The sequence below is a fragment of the Turicibacter faecis genome, from assembly GCF_037076425.1.
Taxonomy (GTDB): domain Bacteria; phylum Bacillota_I; class Bacilli_A; order MOL361; family Turicibacteraceae; genus Turicibacter; species Turicibacter faecis.
Genome location: NZ_AP028127.1, coordinates 349,415 through 369,493, shown reverse-complemented (window position 1 = coordinate 369,493; position 20,079 = coordinate 349,415). Strand labels below are relative to the sequence as shown.

Sequence of the window (20,079 nt, the reverse complement as noted above, 5' to 3'; positions counted from 1 at the left end):
CGTCTTGTTTTTTTATGAAAGGAACTTTTTAGAAAAGAATGTTAAGTGTCTAATTCAGACTTTCATTTACATTAGACATTTTCATCTCCCTGTTCATCGGTAATATACGAGGGTTAAAAAAGATAGCGTTAATTTGATTCACAAGTGGGCCTAATAAAAAGGTTAATAAAAGAGTTCCCACCCCAATTGGACCGTTTAATAGTAAAGCAATCCCAATCGCGGTTAAATCAACGACCAACTTTGCTGTTCCGATTCTAAGGTGATAGACTTCATGAAGAGAAACTGTAATATCATCATTCGGATTAGCCGGTAGCTTCGGTTTTAGGTAAATAGCGAGTCCAAAGGCAATACAGATAAGGGCGCTAAAAAACACAAAAAGTTGCATTAAAAACGACTGAATAGAAATTGTCTCCACAACGCTAACCCATCCTTCAGTAAAAACAGCCATTAAAAAGGCTGCTATTAATGGTTTTAATCGAGGCTTCTGTCGACGAATCAATGCAGATATTAAAATAGCCACTCCAGCCATCCCAACAATAATAACCGATAAATTTAAACCTGTTCGCTCAACCAATGCAAAATTAATAGAATCTAATGATCCTGTTCCAAGTCCCGCCTTAGAACTCAGTGCAACGCCTAAGGTTAATAATAAAATCCCCCCGATATATTCTATATAATCTAATTTTGTCCGTTTCATGCCAACCCCTCTTTCTTTAAATAATCTACTGTCATTATAGGAGTTAAATAAAAAAACGTACATTTCAAAAACTCAGATAGATATGGTTAGATGTCTGTTTTTTCTCATCATTCAATGAGTTATAACTGCCACTCCGCTCATCTTCGGCATGATACAATTCAAGACATCCTATCATATAACTAAAAGCATTAAAGGTTTTTAAAAATTATCCGGACCTTTATAGGACAAAACAGATGTCACAGTTAAAAGAATCTAGTTGTATAATTCTTATCATAAAGCAACTAAAATAAAAAAAGAGCACCAGAAAACGTTACTCTTTTCTCACAATTTCAACATAGTAAAACTACTTAAGACGTCCTACATATTTTCACTTAAAAGGGTAATTTTCTAAGAGGTGGTTCCGAGCTTTTAAAAGTTACGAAAGAAAACCTTTACCCTTTAACAGAATCTCTAATTCATCAACTAATAAGTTTAATGTCTGTAAAAGGAGGTTGTCATCCACACCGATACTTCTAATTATTGTATGAACATATTGGGTTGTATGAGGTGGATAGTCCACACATATTGACTCTATAATTGATATGAGACGTTTCTCCCCTGGATGAAGAACGCCATTTATCGCAAAGATAATATCGTAATAGCTCGCTAAAAATGCTGTCACTCGATGATTGATACTATTCAAGTCACAACGTGAAATCGCCTTTTCAATTTGATGATAGTAGGAAGAAAAGGCATCCCTTAAAATCGGATAATTCTTATCTACAATCGCTTGTTTGAGGGTCTTTGGATAAACATGCTGATACTTTTTCCTTAAATGTTCAAGTTCCTGGTTTCTATCATAAAGTATTTCGGCATTTAAAACATTGTAAACAAAACACGTGGTATATCCCGTTCGAGCTTGACAGTCTTCCATCACTTCAGCTAAGTTTTGACGAATCTCTTCTAGGTCGAAAAAACAAATATCGACAGCGATTAACGAATCACGGATTATAAATTCGTCCGAACTCCCAAAAAACTCATTTCCAATCTCCATACAATCTGAAAACTTTGATGCAATTTCCCGTCTCTTCGCAACCGGAATCGCTCTAGTCACAAACAAATCCAAGTCAATATCAGATTGGCTGTCATTTCTCCCTGACGCCCGAGACCCTGCAAGCGTCATTGCTTCTACCTCATCTAATTTCATATATTCTGATACAAGCTTCTTTACGATTAATTCCATTTTATCCCCTCCTCTTTAAACATATGACTAACAAAACATGATGATGAATATTCTTTATACGAGGTGATTTTATGAACCATAAACAAAAAATCCGACAGGATATACTTAACAAACGACGAAAATTGGACGAGTCAATCGTCAACTATCACAGCGATCTCATTTCTCGCCGTGTCTGTCAATCCACCCTCTTCCAACATGCATCCACCCTCTTCATCTATGTCAATTACCAAAACGAGGTTAAAACTACCCCCATTATACGAGAGGCCTTTCGTTTAAATAAGACAGTGGCTATTCCTAAAATTATTAACCATTCTATGGAATTTTATAAAATTAACTCTCTTGAAGAGGTAGCACGTGGAACCTTTAACATTTTAGAGCCGACAACAACTGAGCGTGTTACCGATAAAAAAGGAGTAATGATTATGCCCGGTGTTGCATTTGATAGATGTTGTCATCGTATTGGATACGGAAAAGGCTTTTACGATCGCTACCTCAAAAATTTCCCTGAACTTATTACCATTGCACTCGCTTATGAATGTCAGATTGTCGATTCAATCGCATATGAACCTCACGATATCTGTCCCCAATATATCTTTACAGAATGCCAGATCTATACAAAAAGGAGTGAGACATAAACGGTCTCACTCCTTTTTTATTTCGCCTTTAAATAATCCGTAGCAAAATCAATTAATGTACGATAATCTACTAATTTACAAGTCGTTTTTCCAATTTCAAAAACCGGCACCTCATGGTTTGCCGCTTCATAAGCCGCACCGATTTCATTAAAAGAAGTTGAATCAAAGGCTAAATCCTCAAACTCAGCTAACTTTGCCTCTCCCTCTTGATTTACAATAGCCTCATGTATTTTCGTTGGGCGACAGTCTGCATAGTATTCAGCTAAATGTAGAGCCGTTAATTGATTATAATCAATTCCTAAACACAATACCTTTGCATCTTGTGCATACAGCTTTTGTAACGGAGATTGCTCACCGAACATGGAGTCTAATTGGTGACCTGACATAAACCAAGCCGCTTTACGCCCTGAGGCTAAATATGAGGCTACTGGATGAGCACTTCGATAAACCCTAGGCATACGGGCAAATGCTTCTGAAACTTCACCTGATAAAATAGGTGATAGGCTCTCATTATATGCTGGCGTATGCTTCACCATTAACTCCTTCCACTTCTTTGGTAATGCTTCATCAAAGAAAGTTGGACATGATTGATGAATAGAATGAGCGGGCATAACGATTGTCGTAAGATAACCTGTCACTTCATAGATGGCTTCAACAATGGTCTGAGCCCCTCCAATAATGTAATCAAATGCATCTAAGTTTGCATATACCACCAATAAGTCTAAATCAGCCAGCTTTAATTGTTTTAACTGCTTTACCACATCTGATTTAGTTACTGGTGTTGTCATACTCTTCTTTACTCCTGTTAATTCCATGATGCTTCCCCTTCCCAATCCATGATAACTAATTGTTATCATCTTTTTTTCTCTGCTTCTCTAACTGATATAATAAGTTACCCTTATACCCCACTACAACTTACTATATTTATTCTATCTAAACACATTATACAAGAAAAGTGCCTGGCTGCTTACAAGAAAAAATAACCATCCTTTTATAATCCTTAAGATTTTACCACCTATTTCTATTTATAGTTTTATCCTACCAATTTAGAAAATGATTCATCCTAAATTTCTGCAAAAAAAGAAAAGATTGTTCACTTATTCGCACAGCTATGTCGTTTTATATATACTTTTGTAAAATCTATATTTTTTATCATTAGGGGCGTGTTTAACCTAAGTTTTCTATAAAGAAAAACATTCTTATCCTAAACATTAGATTAGAGAATGATTAATGAAAGGGGAGTTAGACAACTTTCAAGAATGCCCCCCATACTTCCCTTTCATTGAATTTTTTCGTTTTCGGAGCTTTCTTTTGAATTTTTACGATGATTCTCTCTCCATTTTTTTACTGAGTGTTTCCAATGATTTGCTCTTTTAAGGGTCGCCCATACCGTTTTATAATTGATCTGTCTATATAAGGCAGGTTTTATCCATGCCTCGTTGGCCATTGAAACAAGCTGTGGAAGATCGGCCCCTAATCTTACGGATGTCATCGTGTTCTCCTTTACTCCAATAATAGAAGTCGCAGGTAAACGATTGACCATCAATGCTGCATGGGGTCGAGACGATTGGCAATTCGGCTCTTTGATGACTGTCCATTCCTTTTCAACTGTCCACTTTGATTGATTCAAAGGATTTTGATCGGAATTATCCGTTAAATCTATAACCTCATGCCCTTCATCTTGAAAATAAGAAATAATTTTTTCTTTTAATTCTGTACTTGCCTGATTACAATTTAATCCAATTTTCATAAATTAATGTTACTGAAAACTAATCGTACATTAAACATCCTACTCGTTCATTTCGTCTACAGACGAAGTGACTCCGTTGAAAGTCTATCGCGACAGATTGCTAACTTTTATCCAATTCGTGTTCTAGTAACATCTTCCTCCCTTCTTATCCGTTTCATCTTGGCAACTCACCTATTTGTGTGTCATCACCCTTTTTTCTATTGCTTGAACTCGTATACTATCCAATCACTTTTCTATTATCGAGTCATATCTTAGTATAGCTGTATTATAAACAACTTATTATTCGTTCAAACATCCCGCTGATTTTTTAAGTTCCTACCAAAGAATAATCAGCCTAAAAAGTGGCTAATCCTTAATAAGATAATTTCCCTAAAAGGGTTAATTCACGTGTTAAATATTTTTGTATGATTCAAACCTTCTCTCTCCCTATCCCCCCCTTATTCGTAATTCATCGAGAGCTTTCATTCGAAAGGCGGTAATTTTCCAAATGATTATCTCATCAAACAAAAAAAAAGAGCCGGATATTACCGACTCTCTCATCTTTATAAATTAAGCAGTGATTGTTGCTTTCCAAATTCCGTGTAAGTTACACCAAGCGTAAACTTCAACTTCCCCTTTAAAGTTTCCTAATGGGAATACAGCTTCTGGTTTTTCAGTTGCTTTAATTGAACGACGTAATACTAAATCTCCAGCTTTAACAGCTACGAATGGAATCCAATGTTTTTCGATACTTGGGTGTTCTACCTCACCCACACATACTTTTAATTCTCCATTTTCAATTGATAAAACTGGCATATGTTTTTCAATTGCAGCTTCTGTTGAGTTAGGTACTAATTCTTCCATTGGTTTTCCATCACAAGTTAATGGTGCTTGTTGACCTTCAACAACTTCGATTACTGTTTGTTTTTCTGGGCAAATATAAAATTTCATCCTAGAGTCCTCCATTCAATTTTGAATATCTAAATATACTCATATTATAACCATTAATAGTTCCAACATCAACGATAACGCACTTTATTTTTCCCCTCTTATCACTATACCTCAATATCCAGCAATTTACTTTCATTTCCGACAAATCCTCATCTATCTATCCGATGAGGATTCAACCTTTTTATAAAAAAAAAGAAATCCCATTCTCCTAAACTGGATGAGGGATTTCTTTCATTTTAATCTAACGTTGCTACCGGATGCTCAGACTGTAGTTTTGGAATGATTCTAAAGTATGACCAAATTAACCATACAGTTGCACCAATCCAAGCTAACGGACTCGCTAAACAAACCCCTTGATACCCGAGTAGCCCTGGCAAAGTAAAAGCAACAATCGTACGCATAATTAACTCCATAACTCCTGCGAACATGGGAACAACAGTATTTCCAAGACCTTGAAGCGCAAAGCGATATAAAAATAGGAGCCCTAAAACGGGATAAAAAATAGCAGTAATCTTTAAATACTCCATGGAAATAGGTAAAGCCTCGACATTTTCTGCGGGAATAAACAATTGAACAATATAACTCCCTAGAAAAATAACAATAACACTTGATAAAGCATTTGTTAGGATTGTAATCCATGTACTTTGTCGGACCCCTTGACGTACACGATCAATACGTCGTGCTCCTAGATTTTGGGCCGCATAGGTTGCCATCGTCATCCCAATTGCAATTCCCGGTTGAACCACTAGCTGTTCTACTTTCGTCGCTGCTGTAAAAGCTGCTACAGTCGTTGAACCAAAACTATTCACTGCCACTTGTAAAATCATCACTCCAATCGCTGTGATCGCGTATTGAAGTGCCATTGGTAACGACACATACATTAACTCTTTAACTAACATCGGATCATACTTAAAATGTTCTTTCTTGAGGGTCAAGATATCGAACTTTTTAATCATATAGAAATAGCATAATAATCCCGAAAGCCCCTGTGAAACAACCGTCGCAATTGCCGCTCCCGCGACACCCATTTTAAAATTAATAATCAACACTAAATCTAAAATAATATTTGTAATTGAAGCTAAAATTAAAAAATATAGTGGCGTTTTACTATCCCCAAATGCACGCAATAAAGACGCCAATAAATTATAAACAATAATTGAAACTAATCCTCCAAAGAAAATCGTCACATAAGAAGTTGCATCTTCTAAAATATCAACGGGTGTATTCATTAATTGAAGAACCGGTTTAGCAAGTAATACACAAATCACTGTTAAAACAACCGTCGCAATCGCTGATAGGTAAATTGAGGTTGCCGTTGCCTTTTTAATTCCAAGCTCGTCATTGGCCCCATAGCGTTGAGAAACAATCACTGAAAACCCATGCGTTAATCCATTTACAAAACCTTGAACTAAAAAAATAACGCCTCCCGTTGCCCCAACAGCTGCTAATGCCCCAACGCCAACAAATTGACCAACAATGGCTGTATCGACCATACTATAGAACTGTTGAAACAAATTACCAATTAAAATAGGAATAGTAAAAGCCAAAATTAATTTGGCCGGACTTCCTTTCGTCATATCTGTCATCATTCATCACTCTCTTCTAAAAAAATCTATCTCATTTTATCAATCGCTACTTTAACTGTCAATGTTTAAAAGACATTAAAAAGATTTTATCCTCTATCCACGAATACTTTGCTCAAAATTAAAAAGATGATCGGAATCATAGGTTCTTTTCACCCTTTGAAGTCGCGCTAAGTTATCTCCATAATATTCTTTTTCATAGTTCTCACCTTGCTCTATTGGGAAGTTAATAAATGATCCCTTAGTGTATGTACGAAGTGTAGAAAAACGCTCCTGAACAAAAAGAATATTCTCTTCTTTATATTTCCTATCTTCAAACACCGATTGAAACCCAAGAATAAATCTAGCATCTCGATAATAAAAGGCAGTTGCAGAACCTAAGATATCTGAAATGGCGCCCCCTAATCCATACAGTGTTAGTGCGGTATAAACAGATCCCTGTGCCCGCTCCTCCATTAAATTCAACATGTTTATGAACTCATCCCTTGTATAATCGCGCATGACAAATCGACCACCTGAACAATACATTTCAAAGTCTGGGTGACTATCTTGAATTTCACGATTAGCCTCTAATACGCTCATCTCTCTCACCTCAAATAGAGGAGCAGATGAAAATTCACTTAATAACATCGCCGCTTCTTCTTTTTGCCCGTAAAATAAACCTGTAAGTTTAACACCTCTTCCTTTTCCATCACTATGGTACATCGCCATTTTTAAATTCATTCGACGGTCCAATCCATGAAAAAGTGTTTGGTATATTAAAGCCACCTCGGCCACTTTTTCAAAATCTTGGTGTGGATAATCAATATTGATAAGCGTCGCTATTGCTCTTTTTTGTGAGAGGCGATAGGTTAAAGAGGTAACAACTCCAAAGTTTCCACCACCGCCACCTCGAAGAGCAAAAAACAATTCAGCATGTTGTTTTTGATTCACTGTGAGTACTTCTCCACTAGCAATCACAATTTCTGCTTCAATTAACGAATCACACCCTAATCCCAACAATCGACTAGAATATCCCCATCCACCACCTAATGTATACCCTGCAACACCGACGGTCGGACACCCCCCACCAGCAAACGCATATCCTGCCTGACAAACTTTTTCATACAATTCCCGATTGCGAACTCCCCCCTGAACAGTGACTGACTGATCAGTTAATACAATCTTATCCATTCGACTTACATCGATTACCACTACTCCATCTCCCGTTGAATATCCTGCATAATGATGAGTTCCTGATCGCACGCGAAAAGGGAGTCGTTTCTCTCTCACATAATGAATAGCAAAAACAACATCTTCAGTTTGCTGACAATAAATAATCATAGATGGATGTTTATCGATTGCACGGTTCCAAGATAAACAACACGTTTCATAATTAGGGCTTTCTTTGGTTACAATTAATCCATTTAATTGAGCGTTCATTTTTAAGTACCTCTCACCTTTGAATTCAATCTTATTATTTCCACTATCATATCATAATTTTATTTTTTTCTACAAATTCTACGATATCGTTTCAATAAGTTTTGCGTTATAATCTAAATAAAGAAATCTTAGTAACCGTAAGGAGCTTGTATGACGCAACAGTATTCATTTTTAAAATTCAAGGATCCAACATTTGAAGATTTCCACCTCCTATATTGTGGGCGCCAGAATTGTCCGTCTGGTTATAGTTTCGGCCCAGCCGTACGACCAAACTACCTGATTCATTATGTGATTAAAGGAAAAGGATATTATTATGTAAACGATCGAAAATATACGATTGAAGCAAGGCAAGGTTTTTTAATTCGCCCCGGAGAATTAACCTTTTATCAAGCCGATGAAACCGATCCTTGGACGTATTTATGGATTGGATTTAATGGGAGTAAGGCAAAAACTTATTTAAAGTATGGAGGAATGGGAGAAACAGACTATACATTTGGATGCCAAGAATCTGAACAACTGACTCAGTACCTTGAGCAAATGCTTGAGCACGATACATGGGGACACTATCATGAACTCTCGTTGCAAGGTATTCTCTTTTTATTCTTTGCGACGTTAGCAAAATCGGCAGAACTTCCCTATGAGGAAGATGTTGAAACAGATAATCTTTATATTAGCAAGGCAGTCGAGTATATTCAAAAAAACTATCAAAACCCTATTTTAGTGACCGATATTGCCAATTACGTTTCATTAAGTCGTACCTATTTAACGACCCTATTCCAACAAACACTTCATCTTTCCCCGCAACAATTTTTAATGAAATTTAGAATTACAAAGGCATCGGAACTTCTTATTAATTCGGAACTTGCCGTCCATACCATCGCTAACTCGTGTGGCTACAATGACCCACTGGCTTTTTCCAAAGCTTTTAAGAAAATAACAGGGTTAAGTCCCTTAAATTACCGTAAGGCTAATACTCAAAACCACTATAAACGGGATAGCGACCCCCACCAACATGAAAAAGGGAACGATTAAATCATTAGTCGTTCCCTTTTTTGTAGGCGTGTGCGAAATGTGTGGTGGCATTATTCTGCTTTTAATAAATAAATACGTGACTGATAATCACCATTTGTTCCATCGTATGGTGCTTTATTTTCTCCACATGAACCATCAGATGTAATCAATCCAGCATTCATGAGTTCATCTCCGTAATTAGTGGTCTCATTAATTGAAACCGTATATTTTAAATCTGGATTTAACCCCTGTAATTTAACGCGGCGGAATCCTACATTGACCTCATTTAACGGACGATAATATCCAACAAGTGCCGTTTTTTGATCTTGTGAAACAATCATCCAGCATGTTTCATTCCCCTCAAATGGGCTTAATAAGCGATAGAATGTTCCATTAAAAATGGTCTCACGGTATTCTTTAAAGAAGGCAACTTGCTGCTTCACTTCATTCTTTTCTGCCTCTGTTAATTTATTTAAGTCAAGCTCATAACCAAATGTTCCAAAATACGCGACATTGGCACGTGTTGATAGCGGCGCATTACGATATAACTGATGATTAGGAATAGCTGAGACATGTGAACCCATACTACTAATCGGATAAACCATTGATGTTCCATATTGGATTTTTAAACGTTCCACAGCGTCTGTATCATCACTTGTCCATGTTTGTGGTGCGTAATATAACATTCCTGGGTCAAAACGTGATCCCCCACTCGCACATGATTCAAATAAAATTTCTGGGAATTCAGTCGTTAAACGATCATATAAGTCGTAAACCCCTAAAATATATTTATGGAATACTTTTCCTTGATCTTTAGCTGATGCAACTGCTGAGAAACATTCTGTAATATTTCGATTCATATCCCATTTTACGTAAGAGATAGGCGCTTCTGATAATACTTTTGCCATTGCTTCATAAATGTAATCAACCACTTCCTTACGTGAGAAGTCTAAGACAAATTGATGGCGTCCATGACAAGCCCCACGATTTGGTGTTGTTAAAATCCAGTCAGGATGTGCGCGGTACAAATCACTGTTTTTATTTACCATTTCAGGTTCAAACCATAACCCAAACTTAATTCCAAGATCCGTTACACGATTCGCAAGTCCGGCGATTCCATTTGGCAACTTATCGAAGTTTTTAACGTACCAATCTCCTAAACCTACAGTATCATCTTCGCGGTTACCAAACCATCCATCATCCAATACAAATAATTCAATTCCTAATTCTTTAGCATCTTTAGCGATTGATACAATTTTATCTTCATTAAAATCAAAATACGTTGCTTCCCAGTTATTTACTAAAATTGGGCGTACGCGATCTCTCCAATATCCACGGCATAAGCGTGTACGATATAATTCATGGTACGTTTGACTCATTCCATTTAATCCATCTTCGCTATAAACCATAACAACTTCTGGTGTTTGGAACACGTCACCTTGTTTTAATACCCAATTAAAACGATTTGGATGTAATCCCATCATCACACGTGTCGTACCATAGGTATGAACCTCTGCCTGTGCTAAGAAGTTTCCACTATATACTAAACTAAATCCATACACTTCCCCACTATTTTCCGTCGTTTGCGGACGTTTTAATGCTAAAAATGGATTGTAATTTGAGCTACTAGCTCCACGCATACTATACACAGACTGAATTCCATGTTCTAATTTACGATGTTTTACATAGCGCTCTCTTGACCATGCTCCCGTTAATTCAACCATTTCATAGTTGTAATCTGGAAAATCAACTGCCATACTCATGGCATTTGTTAAGGTTACTTCCTCTTGTCCTAAATGTTTAAATGTCGCATGACGTGTAATAACCGGACGCTCTTCATAAATCGTATACGTTAAAACTAATTCTGTTTGAATTAACGCATCTTTTAATGTAATTTCTAATGTTGTTGCTTCTTCATCCGACTCAACATATGTTGATGGCATCTTATCAATTAAAGCTGGTTTCCCTTTATAAATTTGATGTGAAACGTATTCGAACTCAGTAATATCACTACCATTTTGTTGTAAAATTTCATAGGCTGGATATTTGAAATCACCTGTTCCATAACATGGATATTCTTGACGAATATGTTCTAATGAAAAACTCATATTTCCTTCAAATGTACACGCTGATAACGGACGCGGACGTTGTTCTAGCAAATGAGAAAACGATGCATTATGACGAATTTTCTTTCCATAGTATAATTGCCCCAATTGCCCATTCGGTAAAACAGTCATAATATAGCTAATTGCTTGATTATATAAGTGAAACTCTTTTGTTTGATCGTTAAATAAGATTGGCATTCTCTTCTCTCCTCGCTCTTATTGCTTTTGAATATGTTTTCATTATAAACTTAAAAACGTTTTCTTTCTATGTTTAGATGTTATAGATATATGGTTAAATGTATGTTATTTAATCTCCCTTTACGAAGAAACAGCATCTATCCGATCAAAATAAAAAATCCAGTTACGAGAAGTAACTGGACCTGTCTTTTAAGGTTTTAATAATTATTTGAGGGGATAATTATTAAATATTCTTGAGGGGATAAATTTCTGTTAAAAAGCTTGGCAAGAAATTTATTGCAATATTTTTTGTCTTTTTTTAAGACAAATTTATTATATCGTACGTTTTTCTAAAACACAAATAATATGACTTTTATTTTTTAAAATTATGTTTTATTGTCACATCCTTCAAAAAAATGCCACCAACCACCCTTGTTAATACGCATCAACTTCTGTTTTCCCTTTCGAACAAAAACTTCTTTAATCATGCCCCCTATCTCATCTACTCATGCTATTTAAGAAAACTTAAAGAAGAGACTATTTTGCTTTAGCGAAATAGTCTCTTTTAATTTCAATTTGTTTCTCTTACTAAATGCTCAAACGAAATGACGTCTGACTGACTTCCAATCACTGCCTTAAATAATTCATCGCTATCTTCAAGAACCCAATCACTTCCTTGTTTGTGTAAGGTTACTTCAATTTGTTGGGTGATGTAATCCTTTTGAATATCTGGGTTATCAATAAGATTTACAAGCAAACTAACCTCTAAATCATCAATATGAGCGGATGCCTCAAGAACATCATCCTCAATCGGTTTAATCGTTTGTTCTACGACATTTGATTCATAATGTTGAAGCATATGATCTAAATTAACATTACTTACCTCGAGCGTCACAATTGCTTTATCATCATCAATCTGACTTTGTAATACTTTATAATTCATATTAGGTAATACCTTATTTAATAGGACGGTTTCAACCGCTGAATCCGTAGTTAATTTAACAGCGACATCATCCGTATTATATTGTAAATTTTTATAATCCTCTAGTAATTCTTTGACACTTTCCTGCGGACGATAATTTTGGTAAGAAACTGTAAATAGTACAAATAATAATGTTGGAACAATAATTGAACTCGCTAACCGAATCTTCTTTTCCACGCCAACCGACCTCCTCAAGTATACATTATTAGAATGAACAACTTCTTTTTAAACATACCCTTCATTTAAAATAATTCCTAAACATCCGTTTAAAAATTCCACAATCGACTAATCCTCTATCTCTGTTTTCATTTTTTATACGGTAGATAAAAAGCGATTTCTAAATTTATGGGCGTCACTAAATAATTAAACAATGGTGCGCTACAAAATACGCGTACATCTATCTAAACATATTGAAGTCGTAAAAGCTCACTCTGACTTATAGTTATTATAAGTCAAGTCATTCCAAATTATACAAAATTAAAAAAGGGGAATGGAATGCCCCATCGCCCCTTTTATTGATCTTCACGAAGAAGGTAGATATTATGATCTTGATCTTCGAATGTAAACATTTTTCCGTAAGGCATGATTTGTAACTCGCCAACCTTTACCCCATTTGCTTGTAATTGTTGATAAGCACCTTCAATATCTGTTGTGCTTAAAATCACATTAGGGTGTGACACATTTGCCTTTGGATTCTGTTTTAGCATGAGTTCCTTTTCATAAATAACAAAAGAAGTTTTTTCTGCTTCTTTTGGGCGAACTTCCATCCATTTAAAGTGAGGTCCCATCGGTTGTTCATGACAAACAAATCCCATTTTTTCTGTCCAAAATTGTTTCGCCTCTTCTTGGTTATTTACATAAATTGTGACCTTTGCAATATAATTAACCACAGATTCATTCCTCCAACTCATTTATAATCCTTATTATTGTAACGTATTTTCTAATAATTAAACAATAAAACACATCACATTTAACCTGGAAAAAATTTTATCTTATTTAGACAAATAACATGAGCTTTTAATAACATCTTAACCGATGATGCATAAAATAAAGTATAGGTGTCGTTGATTTTTTAGGATGACTAAGGAGGAATTTTAATATGTTATCACCCGAACAGCCGAATCATAATCAAGCTATTAATAATTTAATTGCGTCTATTGCTTTACAGGAATCTTTTTTCGTAGATACGATTTATACGGAGGCAAAACGATTAAATGATATCGTTAACTCACAAGGGATAACCCCCGCTGAACTTTATACGTCTAAAAATTGTTTATCTGAACTTACCCATGCTATCACAGGACTTGAAAGAATATTACAAGCCAAAATTGAGTTTTTTGAATCCGAATTTTCAAAATAAAAACCTCCATCGTGGAGGTTTTTTAACGAATATACCCTTTTTCCTTTAACTTTGCCACTGAGGCTTCAAGAGCTGACTTTGTTTTAACTTCAATTAAAACACCCGTCTTATTTTCCAAGGCCAATTTTAACCCCTCATCAATCTTTACATCCCCAGTGTACAATGGTTGATGGTCGCGCTCTAACGTTGCATCATGAAGATGAAGATGTTTAATCAGAGCGCGATGGTTTAAGATAAACGTTTGATCTTTATGAGAAGCAATATAGTCATGTCCTACATCGAAGGTCAAACAAAACCTTCCGCTCTTAAGTAGCTCATTTACTGCCTTTTGAATATATCGCCGGTCTAATACCCCCGTATTCTCAATCGCAATCTGTACACCCGTTCCACCTAACCAAATATCAATCAGTTCTAAGCTCGCTCTAATATTATCTAAATATTTTGACTCGTATTTTTCATAAAGAGCCATCTCACCTTCCGGCGTTTTAAACTCCATTCCCGCATTCATATGAATGTTTAAAATTTTACATCCAAGCCGATCAGCTACCCCAATCGCCTCCTCTAACACTTTTAAATGAGCCTCACGAACATGACGATTAAAATGACCTAAATCTAAATCCTCAGGTAAATGAATCGTACAAGAAACACCATACTGTTGCTTTAGGCGATTAAGATACTGAACATTCATTGTTTCAGGTTGGCACATCGGTAAATTACAATTTAATTCAACAAAATCAAGCCCTAGTTCCTTGCAGAGTTGAAAATTCTCTTCCATTCCATCCACATCCATTAACTGGGGCATTCCGTAACTTAAATTTATCATCTAATAATTCCTCCTTATCCTCTTAATAAGGGATCTTATCCTTTTTCTGATACCAAATTTTAAAAGCCTCTAACGCCTCTTCACGAAGCATCTCTTCTAGAGCAATAGTGGGGGAGTTTTTAGATTTATCCTTTAAGAAGTCATAAATAAATTCATCGGCAAATCCAATTTCCTTGGCGTCACGCACGTTACATCCGTAATACACCTTTTTTATACCTGCCCATAAAATCGCGGCTAGGCACATGGGACAAGGTTCCGATGACGTCACTAATATGCAATCACTTAAATCAAAGCGATTTAGGATTTGCGAAGCACGACGTATCGCATTGATTTCAGCATGAGCCGTTGGATCATTTGTTTTAATCACTTGATTATGTTCTAATGCAATTATTTTTCCATCCTGTAAAATAGCCGCCCCAAAAGGTCCACCATCCCCATTATTTACTCCCTCTATTGCTTCTTTAATACATAATCTCATGGCTTCATCCATGGTTAATCCCTCGCTTTCAGTAATTATGCCCCATCAAACGATAACAAACCTTTCATTTCCCCACCTATTTAAATAAAAAGTGGCCTATTAAACGAGCAGTCCTGCCAGTAACAATTTATTTTTTTACCTAAACTAACTTTGTTTAACTCCTACTATTAAATATATACACCTATTTCTTTTTTAGACTATAAAATTAAAAAAAGCTATAGATAGAATATCTATCTATAGCTTTTAAGCTAATGAAATTAAAAATTATAATTTAACGATGTTAGCTGCTTGAGGTCCACGATCTCCTTCAACGATTTCGAAAGAAACTTGTTGACCTTCTTCTAAAGTTTTGAATCCTTCTCCTTGGATTGCTGAGAAGTGAGCGAATACATCGTTTCCACCTTCAACAGTGATGAATCCGAAACCTTTTTCTGAGTTAAACCATTTTACTGTACCTGTTGTCATAATCAAGTACCTCCTAAGATTTTTTATTTCTTAATGCCGTATTTCAAATAATTTCAATCAATGTTCGAGTTAAATACTACCCCAGTGGTTCAAATTTAAATTAGAAAAGACTATTAAGTTATATTTATTATAACATACATACCAAAAATATGTAAACTAAAATATACATTCCTTTAAGAAAAAATTTTTATTTTTTTTCTTTGTTTTTGTGCATTCTATCAAAATAAAAAATTAGGGTTAACAGGCCCCTTTCTTTCTTATATAATAAAGACAAATTCTTATAGATTCAGAACGATCATTCCCCTTATTTCGATTCCAAAGGTGACTGGTGATCAACAAAATGTTCTCCTATCTGCAAACATATTATTTATGAAAGACGGTGGTATTCCTCATGAATTTTGATCAATTATTAAATGTCAGTGTGCGACTCGGAACTATGCTTCTTGAAAATGGAGCAGAGATTTATCGCGTTGAAGAGTCCATTCGTCGAATGGTGTTAGCTTATGGTGCACGCGAGGTCGATGTTTACGCAATTCCAAATACTATCATCGTCACCTTAATGACCACCCAACATATTAATTTAACTAAAACTAAGCGGATTCACGACCGAACAACGAATTTAGATAAGGTCGAGCGATTAAATCATTTATGTCGACAAATTTGTCAAAATACCCCTGATTTAAATATTGTGGACGCCCAATTAGATGAGATTTCTAAACGGCCTATCTACGGTTTTTACGCTCAATTAATGGCCTATGCCATTACTTCTTCAATGTTCACCCTCTTTTTTGGAGGGGCATTTGTTGATGCATTTTGGTCCTTTTGGATTGGTCCTCTCTTAAAAATCACCGCTCATCATCTAACAAAGTTGAGAACGAATCCTTTTTTTACGACTATTTTATGTAGCTTTTTCTGCGGTCTTCTTTCAACGCTCGTCTGTCATTTTCAATTGGCTTCACATGTCGATAAGATGATCATCGGATTAGTGATGAATCTTGTCCCTGGGGTTGCCATTACAAACTCTGTTCGTGATATTATCGCCGGTGACTTTATTGCCGGTCAAACTAAAATGACAGAAGCCTTATTAACCGCGACTTCAATCGCAGTGGGAACAGGGATCGCCCTTTCCATTTCAACATATTTTTAGGAGGGATTATCTTGGACGTTTTACTACCTTGTCTTTATACCTTTATTGCCACCGCCGGATTTTGCATTATTTTTAATATTCGTGGGAAAATGGTTTTTTATGCCGCGCTCGGTGGAACAATTGGTTGGCTTGCCTTCATTGGGTCCTCATTTTTAGGAACGGATCTCATTCAATACTTTATCGCAACCGTTATTATCGCCCTTTACTCAGAGATTATGGCTCGTATCCACAAAGTCCCTATTACCGTTTACTTAATCGCTGCCTTAATCCCACTTGTTCCGGGTAGCGGAATTTACTACACCATGGAACACGCATTAACAGGGGATATTGTTGCCTTTTTAGAAACATTTATTCATACAATTGCGATTGCCGGTTCCCTAGCTTTCGGAATTTTACTTGTTTCCTCTCTTTTCCGACTCACCCATCATATCAATATCGACCGAAATCAATAAAAGGGTCCACTTTACTATAAAATGGACCCTTTTTTGTTTCAAAAAATTTTACAAATGACTATATCATTCAGTTATCTTTTCTTTCAACAAAATCGATAAGCATTGGTAGCCGATGATCAAATTTTTCAAGCTCTCTTATCTCTTGAAAATCAAAATCTAAATTATAAACATGAACTGAATTAATCGTCGAGCTGTCTAATCGATTAATGGTTAGGAGCGTATTGGTTTCAAAGTTCACACCAACCGTTCGGTGTTCTCCGATTTCTTTGATAGCGGGGGAAGTTGAATCCAAATGATTAAAATCCAGTTTCAATAATAAGTTATCTTCTTGTACCCTTGCAGGATCATAACCAACCGATCCTTTAGCCTTATCACACGCCAATTCTAATATAAGGTTTCCCTTATCTTCTTCGAAAAAGGATAACGGCGTACAAAGATTTCTCGCCTCATTATTCGTTTCTGCAAAACTAAGTCGTGACTTTACCTGTACCTGTTCATCTACCTCTAGGATCGTAAACTGTCCAGTCTCTAGTCCTTCTCCTAACAAAAATAATGAATCTTGATAAGGATAAAAATAAATCACGTCTCGTCCTAAATTTAATTCCTCATTCACATCAATTGAAGCTATTTGATTGAATCCTTTATCATAAATCAATATTTTTTCTTCCCTTATGATATTGTCATTTTCATCAAACTGGGGATAGGCAGCATCTGCATAAACATATATCTTATCCTTAAATACAGTTCCCGTCCAAATATGAAGATTACTTTCTAAATCTAGACATTCCCACGATTCATCTAAATAGCAAATCCCCGAACGGTAAGACTCCCCATCACCCAAAAAACCACCATTAATCATCACGGCTAATTGTTCAGAATAAGGATTAATACTTTCATATTTCCGATCTAGTGTTGCCATTTCATCTAACGTATGTGTTTGAGTATTATAAGTTAAAATCGTTGAAATCTCCGGGTAGGCGTCAAAATAAACCCTATTTCCTACTTGTCGAAGGGAGGAGTAGCCAACTCCTTTTCCTTTCGGTAGCTTTTGATTGTCTATTATTTCACCCGACGAATTCCCATAAACAAGATAAGAACGTGTGTAATAATCATTAGGTATAATTTGTAAACTAGAAAACTCTTTAGGTCTTCCTCCTATTGTCAGTTTTAGTAAATAGCAACCGATTAAAACAGTGCCAACCAATAAACTAAGACGTAAAATATTTCGTTTCATTTTTTTCTCCTATTTTACCTTTTGGTAAAAGAATACATTATCATCCCATAAAATTTGTTTTGGCGTAACACCTATAAAATCATATTTCCACGCACTGTCTTTATAGTGATCCCCTACATTATAACCTGCACTTAACCAAGCCTTATACACCAATTTAGAACAATACCACTTATCTGTATTACTTAACGTGGTCATAATCGTATATGGCTTACCAATTTGTTTAGCTGCATAATTTACCGCAGTTTTATAATTTGATTGGGAAGCTCCACCCACATAAAGTTCATCAGTATTAACACTCTTCCAATACTTATTATAACTCAACTTGCTCTGAACTCCCTCCCCAGGATTCGCTTCAATTACTCGATTTTTATTAAAATCTACAATTCCCGCGTGACCATGATTCCATCCTAAAGTCTTAGAATCTAAAGTTACTAAAATATCCCCATAATTCTGCCATTCAATTGTCGTAGTTCTCCCACGAGTATTAGATTCAATTAAATCACCTACGCTTTGTTCCTTCATCTGTGTAATTTCATCTACTTTAGATTGATTTAATTCAGATATTACTTGTAAAACTGAACTAATTGCATCTTGTTGCTCATCCCTAGGTAGTTTATCAATTTCCTTTTGGTTTAATTCTCGGATACGTTGTGAATAAGACTCTAATCCCTCTGTTCTTAATATAGACTGCTCTGGCATTTTCACCTCGTAATCTGAATTTGTTTCTGCCTTTACTGTTCCTGTAGAATACATAGATACTACAGTTAACAACATTAAAATACATTTTTTCACCTTAATCTCTCCTTTTCCTACATTTATTACATACCGATTATACAAAAAAAAACAAAAAAAGTAAATATTTAATTAAATTCCTTAATTAGTATTTTTAATTAAAATATGGACTATTATATTGAAATTATCCATTTAACTCTTTTCTCATTAAAAAAGTAGTTTCTATGAAACATAGAAACTACCTTTTCATCTTCTGTATAAATAAATGTCATCATTCTGTCATGGAATACGGTTAACATTCCCTTTAATGTTTAGACAGTCTTTCATTTACTCTATTATTTTGATGTGAGAAACTGCTACTAATCAATTCCAAGGATAGTATGACCCGCTCCATCAATGGCTTGCTGGATTAACGCACTTGTTCCTCCAGTATTCACTAACATTGACTGAGCCCCCACACAAACTTGTAAATTTGTTGTCTCGAGGGATTGTAATGTTTTATTCACATGTGTCACACAATTTTTACAGTTCATTCCATGTAATCGAAGTTTTCTTCTCACGTTACCATTCCTCCATTCTATTTCTTTACACGCTCAAGTGTAAGATTTATGAGGTCCTTGACCTTTTTACTACGATAACTACTTCATAAATTGATACGGCAAATAGCTTCATTTTTTACTTTCTTTTTTATCTCATCTAGTACATTATACGTCATCGCACACAAAAGATTACCAATATTTACCTACAAAATTGTGTTCTTTTTGTGACTAACCGGTGATCACACCTTGTTTTTCTATAGATAAAAAAGGTGGCATCCCATAAGCCCGTTGCATCTGTGTGCTTAACCGAAATAAAAGTTAAACTCTTTCAAACA

The 20,079-nt window shown here is 35.6% G+C and carries 21 protein-coding genes; 5 read left to right on the top strand and 16 right to left on the bottom strand.

Annotated features, from left to right (window positions below; all coding sequences use genetic code 11):
• Window positions 1-49 precede the first annotated feature (49 nt).
• Both AACH31_RS01820 and AACH31_RS01815 read right to left on the bottom strand, forming a co-directional pair.
• Window positions 50-697, bottom strand: a complete 648-nt coding sequence (locus AACH31_RS01820) for a YczE/YyaS/YitT family protein (protein WP_338617785.1) — start codon at window positions 695-697, stop codon at window positions 50-52.
• Window positions 698-1,112: 415 nt separating this feature from the next.
• On the bottom strand, window positions 1,113-1,919 hold the full coding sequence (locus tag AACH31_RS01815) for a DUF4037 domain-containing protein (protein ID WP_161831905.1): 807 nt from the start codon (window positions 1,917-1,919) through the stop codon (window positions 1,113-1,115).
• Window positions 1,920-1,990: 71 nt separating this feature from the next.
• On the opposite strand from AACH31_RS01815, the gene AACH31_RS01810 reads away from it, so the two are divergent.
• On the top strand, window positions 1,991-2,554 hold the full coding sequence (locus tag AACH31_RS01810) for a 5-formyltetrahydrofolate cyclo-ligase (RefSeq protein WP_161831904.1): 564 nt from the start codon (window positions 1,991-1,993) through the stop codon (window positions 2,552-2,554).
• Between the two features lie 17 nt (window positions 2,555-2,571).
• On the opposite strand, the gene AACH31_RS01805 is transcribed toward AACH31_RS01810, so the two are convergent.
• From AACH31_RS01805 to AACH31_RS01785, 5 genes are all read right to left on the bottom strand, one after another.
• Window positions 2,572-3,369, bottom strand: coding sequence for an aminoglycoside N(3)-acetyltransferase (locus AACH31_RS01805; RefSeq protein WP_161831903.1), 798 nt, complete (start codon window positions 3,367-3,369; stop codon window positions 2,572-2,574).
• A gap of 464 nt (window positions 3,370-3,833) precedes the next feature.
• Window positions 3,834-4,304 (bottom strand): hypothetical protein, encoded by a 471-nt coding sequence (locus AACH31_RS01800; RefSeq protein ID WP_161831902.1) that lies wholly within the window; start codon window positions 4,302-4,304, stop codon window positions 3,834-3,836.
• A gap of 549 nt (window positions 4,305-4,853) precedes the next feature.
• Window positions 4,854-5,234: a desulfoferrodoxin family protein gene (locus AACH31_RS01795; protein ID WP_161831901.1), complete on the bottom strand. Its 381-nt coding sequence runs from the start codon at window positions 5,232-5,234 to the stop codon at window positions 4,854-4,856.
• A gap of 236 nt (window positions 5,235-5,470) precedes the next feature.
• Window positions 5,471-6,823, bottom strand: coding sequence for an MATE family efflux transporter (locus tag AACH31_RS01790; RefSeq protein ID WP_237658920.1), 1,353 nt, complete (start codon window positions 6,821-6,823; stop codon window positions 5,471-5,473).
• 90 nt (window positions 6,824-6,913) lie between these two features.
• Window positions 6,914-8,239, bottom strand: a complete 1,326-nt coding sequence (locus AACH31_RS01785; RefSeq protein ID WP_161831900.1) for an FAD-binding oxidoreductase — start codon at window positions 8,237-8,239, stop codon at window positions 6,914-6,916.
• Between the two features lie 150 nt (window positions 8,240-8,389).
• Here AACH31_RS01785 and AACH31_RS01780 point away from each other — a divergent pair, with 150 nt between their 5' ends.
• Complete coding sequence (locus AACH31_RS01780; RefSeq protein ID WP_161831899.1) at window positions 8,390-9,271, top strand: AraC family transcriptional regulator; 882 nt, start codon at window positions 8,390-8,392, stop codon at window positions 9,269-9,271.
• Window positions 9,272-9,321: 50 nt separating this feature from the next.
• Here the strand turns inward: AACH31_RS01780 and AACH31_RS01775 are convergent, their stop codons facing one another.
• The 3 genes from AACH31_RS01775 to AACH31_RS01765 all read right to left on the bottom strand — a co-directional run bounded on the left by AACH31_RS01775 (window position 9,322) and on the right by AACH31_RS01765 (window position 13,404).
• On the bottom strand, window positions 9,322-11,553 hold the full coding sequence (locus tag AACH31_RS01775) for an alpha-galactosidase (protein WP_262953481.1): 2,232 nt from the start codon (window positions 11,551-11,553) through the stop codon (window positions 9,322-9,324).
• Between the two features lie 550 nt (window positions 11,554-12,103).
• Entirely contained in the window at window positions 12,104-12,691 is a 588-nt protein-coding gene (locus AACH31_RS01770) for a hypothetical protein (RefSeq protein WP_262950960.1), read from the bottom strand.
• A 335-nt stretch (window positions 12,692-13,026) separates the two neighbouring features.
• A complete protein-coding gene (locus tag AACH31_RS01765) occupies window positions 13,027-13,404 on the bottom strand; it encodes a VOC family protein (RefSeq protein WP_262950961.1) in 378 nt (125 codons plus the stop codon).
• A 209-nt stretch (window positions 13,405-13,613) separates the two neighbouring features.
• Between AACH31_RS01765 and AACH31_RS01760 the strand changes: the two genes are divergently transcribed.
• A complete protein-coding gene (locus AACH31_RS01760) occupies window positions 13,614-13,874 on the top strand; it encodes a hypothetical protein (RefSeq protein WP_262950963.1) in 261 nt (86 codons plus the stop codon).
• Between the two features lie 22 nt (window positions 13,875-13,896).
• On the opposite strand, the gene AACH31_RS01755 is transcribed toward AACH31_RS01760, so the two are convergent.
• The 3 genes from AACH31_RS01755 to AACH31_RS01745 form a co-directional block, all read right to left on the bottom strand.
• The gene (locus AACH31_RS01755; RefSeq protein ID WP_262950964.1) at window positions 13,897-14,697 is read right to left on the bottom strand and encodes a sugar phosphate isomerase/epimerase family protein; all 801 of its coding nucleotides are present in this window, start codon (window positions 14,695-14,697) and stop codon (window positions 13,897-13,899) included.
• Between the two features lie 22 nt (window positions 14,698-14,719).
• On the bottom strand, window positions 14,720-15,187 hold the full coding sequence (locus AACH31_RS01750; RefSeq protein WP_317452438.1) for a nucleoside deaminase: 468 nt from the start codon (window positions 15,185-15,187) through the stop codon (window positions 14,720-14,722).
• Between the two features lie 252 nt (window positions 15,188-15,439).
• The gene (locus AACH31_RS01745) at window positions 15,440-15,640 is read right to left on the bottom strand and encodes a cold-shock protein (protein WP_161831848.1); all 201 of its coding nucleotides are present in this window, start codon (window positions 15,638-15,640) and stop codon (window positions 15,440-15,442) included.
• Window positions 15,641-16,031: 391 nt separating this feature from the next.
• On the opposite strand from AACH31_RS01745, the gene AACH31_RS01740 reads away from it, so the two are divergent.
• Together AACH31_RS01740 and AACH31_RS01735 are read left to right on the top strand one after the other, a co-directional pair.
• Window positions 16,032-16,787 carry a threonine/serine ThrE exporter family protein gene (locus AACH31_RS01740; protein WP_262950260.1) on the top strand — a complete coding sequence of 252 codons (756 nt, stop codon included), beginning with the start codon at window positions 16,032-16,034 and terminating at the stop codon, window positions 16,785-16,787.
• 11 nt (window positions 16,788-16,798) lie between these two features.
• A complete protein-coding gene (locus AACH31_RS01735) occupies window positions 16,799-17,239 on the top strand; it encodes a threonine/serine exporter family protein (protein ID WP_262950261.1) in 441 nt (146 codons plus the stop codon).
• A 67-nt stretch (window positions 17,240-17,306) separates the two neighbouring features.
• Here the strand turns inward: AACH31_RS01735 and AACH31_RS01730 are convergent, their stop codons facing one another.
• The 3 genes from AACH31_RS01730 to AACH31_RS01720 all read right to left on the bottom strand — a co-directional run bounded on the left by AACH31_RS01730 (window position 17,307) and on the right by AACH31_RS01720 (window position 19,765).
• Window positions 17,307-18,473 carry a hypothetical protein gene (locus AACH31_RS01730; protein ID WP_262953483.1) on the bottom strand — a complete coding sequence of 389 codons (1,167 nt, stop codon included), beginning with the start codon at window positions 18,471-18,473 and terminating at the stop codon, window positions 17,307-17,309.
• Window positions 18,474-18,482: 9 nt separating this feature from the next.
• Window positions 18,483-19,247, bottom strand: coding sequence for a YiiX/YebB-like N1pC/P60 family cysteine hydrolase (locus tag AACH31_RS01725; protein ID WP_262950265.1), 765 nt, complete (start codon window positions 19,245-19,247; stop codon window positions 18,483-18,485).
• 317 nt (window positions 19,248-19,564) lie between these two features.
• On the bottom strand, window positions 19,565-19,765 hold the full coding sequence (locus AACH31_RS01720) for a heavy-metal-associated domain-containing protein (RefSeq protein ID WP_161831844.1): 201 nt from the start codon (window positions 19,763-19,765) through the stop codon (window positions 19,565-19,567).
• Window positions 19,766-20,079 lie beyond the last annotated feature (314 nt).

Coding starts and splice junctions, on each gene's coding strand:
- AACH31_RS01820 (WP_338617785.1), bottom strand. CDS start 697: ATGAAACGGACAAAATTAGATTATATAGAATATATCGGGGGGATTTTA.
- AACH31_RS01755 (WP_262950964.1), bottom strand. CDS start 14,697: ATGATAAATTTAAGTTACGGAATGCCCCAGTTAATGGATGTGGATGGA.
- AACH31_RS01760 (WP_262950963.1), top strand. CDS start 13,614: ATGTTATCACCCGAACAGCCGAATCATAATCAAGCTATTAATAATTTA.
- AACH31_RS01815 (WP_161831905.1), bottom strand. CDS start 1,919: ATGGAATTAATCGTAAAGAAGCTTGTATCAGAATATATGAAATTAGAT.
- AACH31_RS01795 (WP_161831901.1), bottom strand. CDS start 5,234: ATGAAATTTTATATTTGCCCAGAAAAACAAACAGTAATCGAAGTTGTT.
- AACH31_RS01780 (WP_161831899.1), top strand. CDS start 8,390: ATGACGCAACAGTATTCATTTTTAAAATTCAAGGATCCAACATTTGAA.
- AACH31_RS01750 (WP_317452438.1), bottom strand. CDS start 15,187: ATGGATGAAGCCATGAGATTATGTATTAAAGAAGCAATAGAGGGAGTA.
- AACH31_RS01745 (WP_161831848.1), bottom strand. CDS start 15,640: ATGACAACAGGTACAGTAAAATGGTTTAACTCAGAAAAAGGTTTCGGA.
- AACH31_RS01810 (WP_161831904.1), top strand. CDS start 1,991: ATGAACCATAAACAAAAAATCCGACAGGATATACTTAACAAACGACGA.
- AACH31_RS01725 (WP_262950265.1), bottom strand. CDS start 19,247: ATGTTGTTAACTGTAGTATCTATGTATTCTACAGGAACAGTAAAGGCA.
- AACH31_RS01805 (WP_161831903.1), bottom strand. CDS start 3,369: ATGGAATTAACAGGAGTAAAGAAGAGTATGACAACACCAGTAACTAAA.
- AACH31_RS01775 (WP_262953481.1), bottom strand. CDS start 11,553: ATGCCAATCTTATTTAACGATCAAACAAAAGAGTTTCACTTATATAAT.
- AACH31_RS01800 (WP_161831902.1), bottom strand. CDS start 4,304: ATGAAAATTGGATTAAATTGTAATCAGGCAAGTACAGAATTAAAAGAA.
- AACH31_RS01730 (WP_262953483.1), bottom strand. CDS start 18,473: ATGAAACGAAATATTTTACGTCTTAGTTTATTGGTTGGCACTGTTTTA.
- AACH31_RS01790 (WP_237658920.1), bottom strand. CDS start 6,823: ATGATGACAGATATGACGAAAGGAAGTCCGGCCAAATTAATTTTGGCT.
- AACH31_RS01740 (WP_262950260.1), top strand. CDS start 16,032: ATGAATTTTGATCAATTATTAAATGTCAGTGTGCGACTCGGAACTATG.
- AACH31_RS01785 (WP_161831900.1), bottom strand. CDS start 8,239: ATGAACGCTCAATTAAATGGATTAATTGTAACCAAAGAAAGCCCTAAT.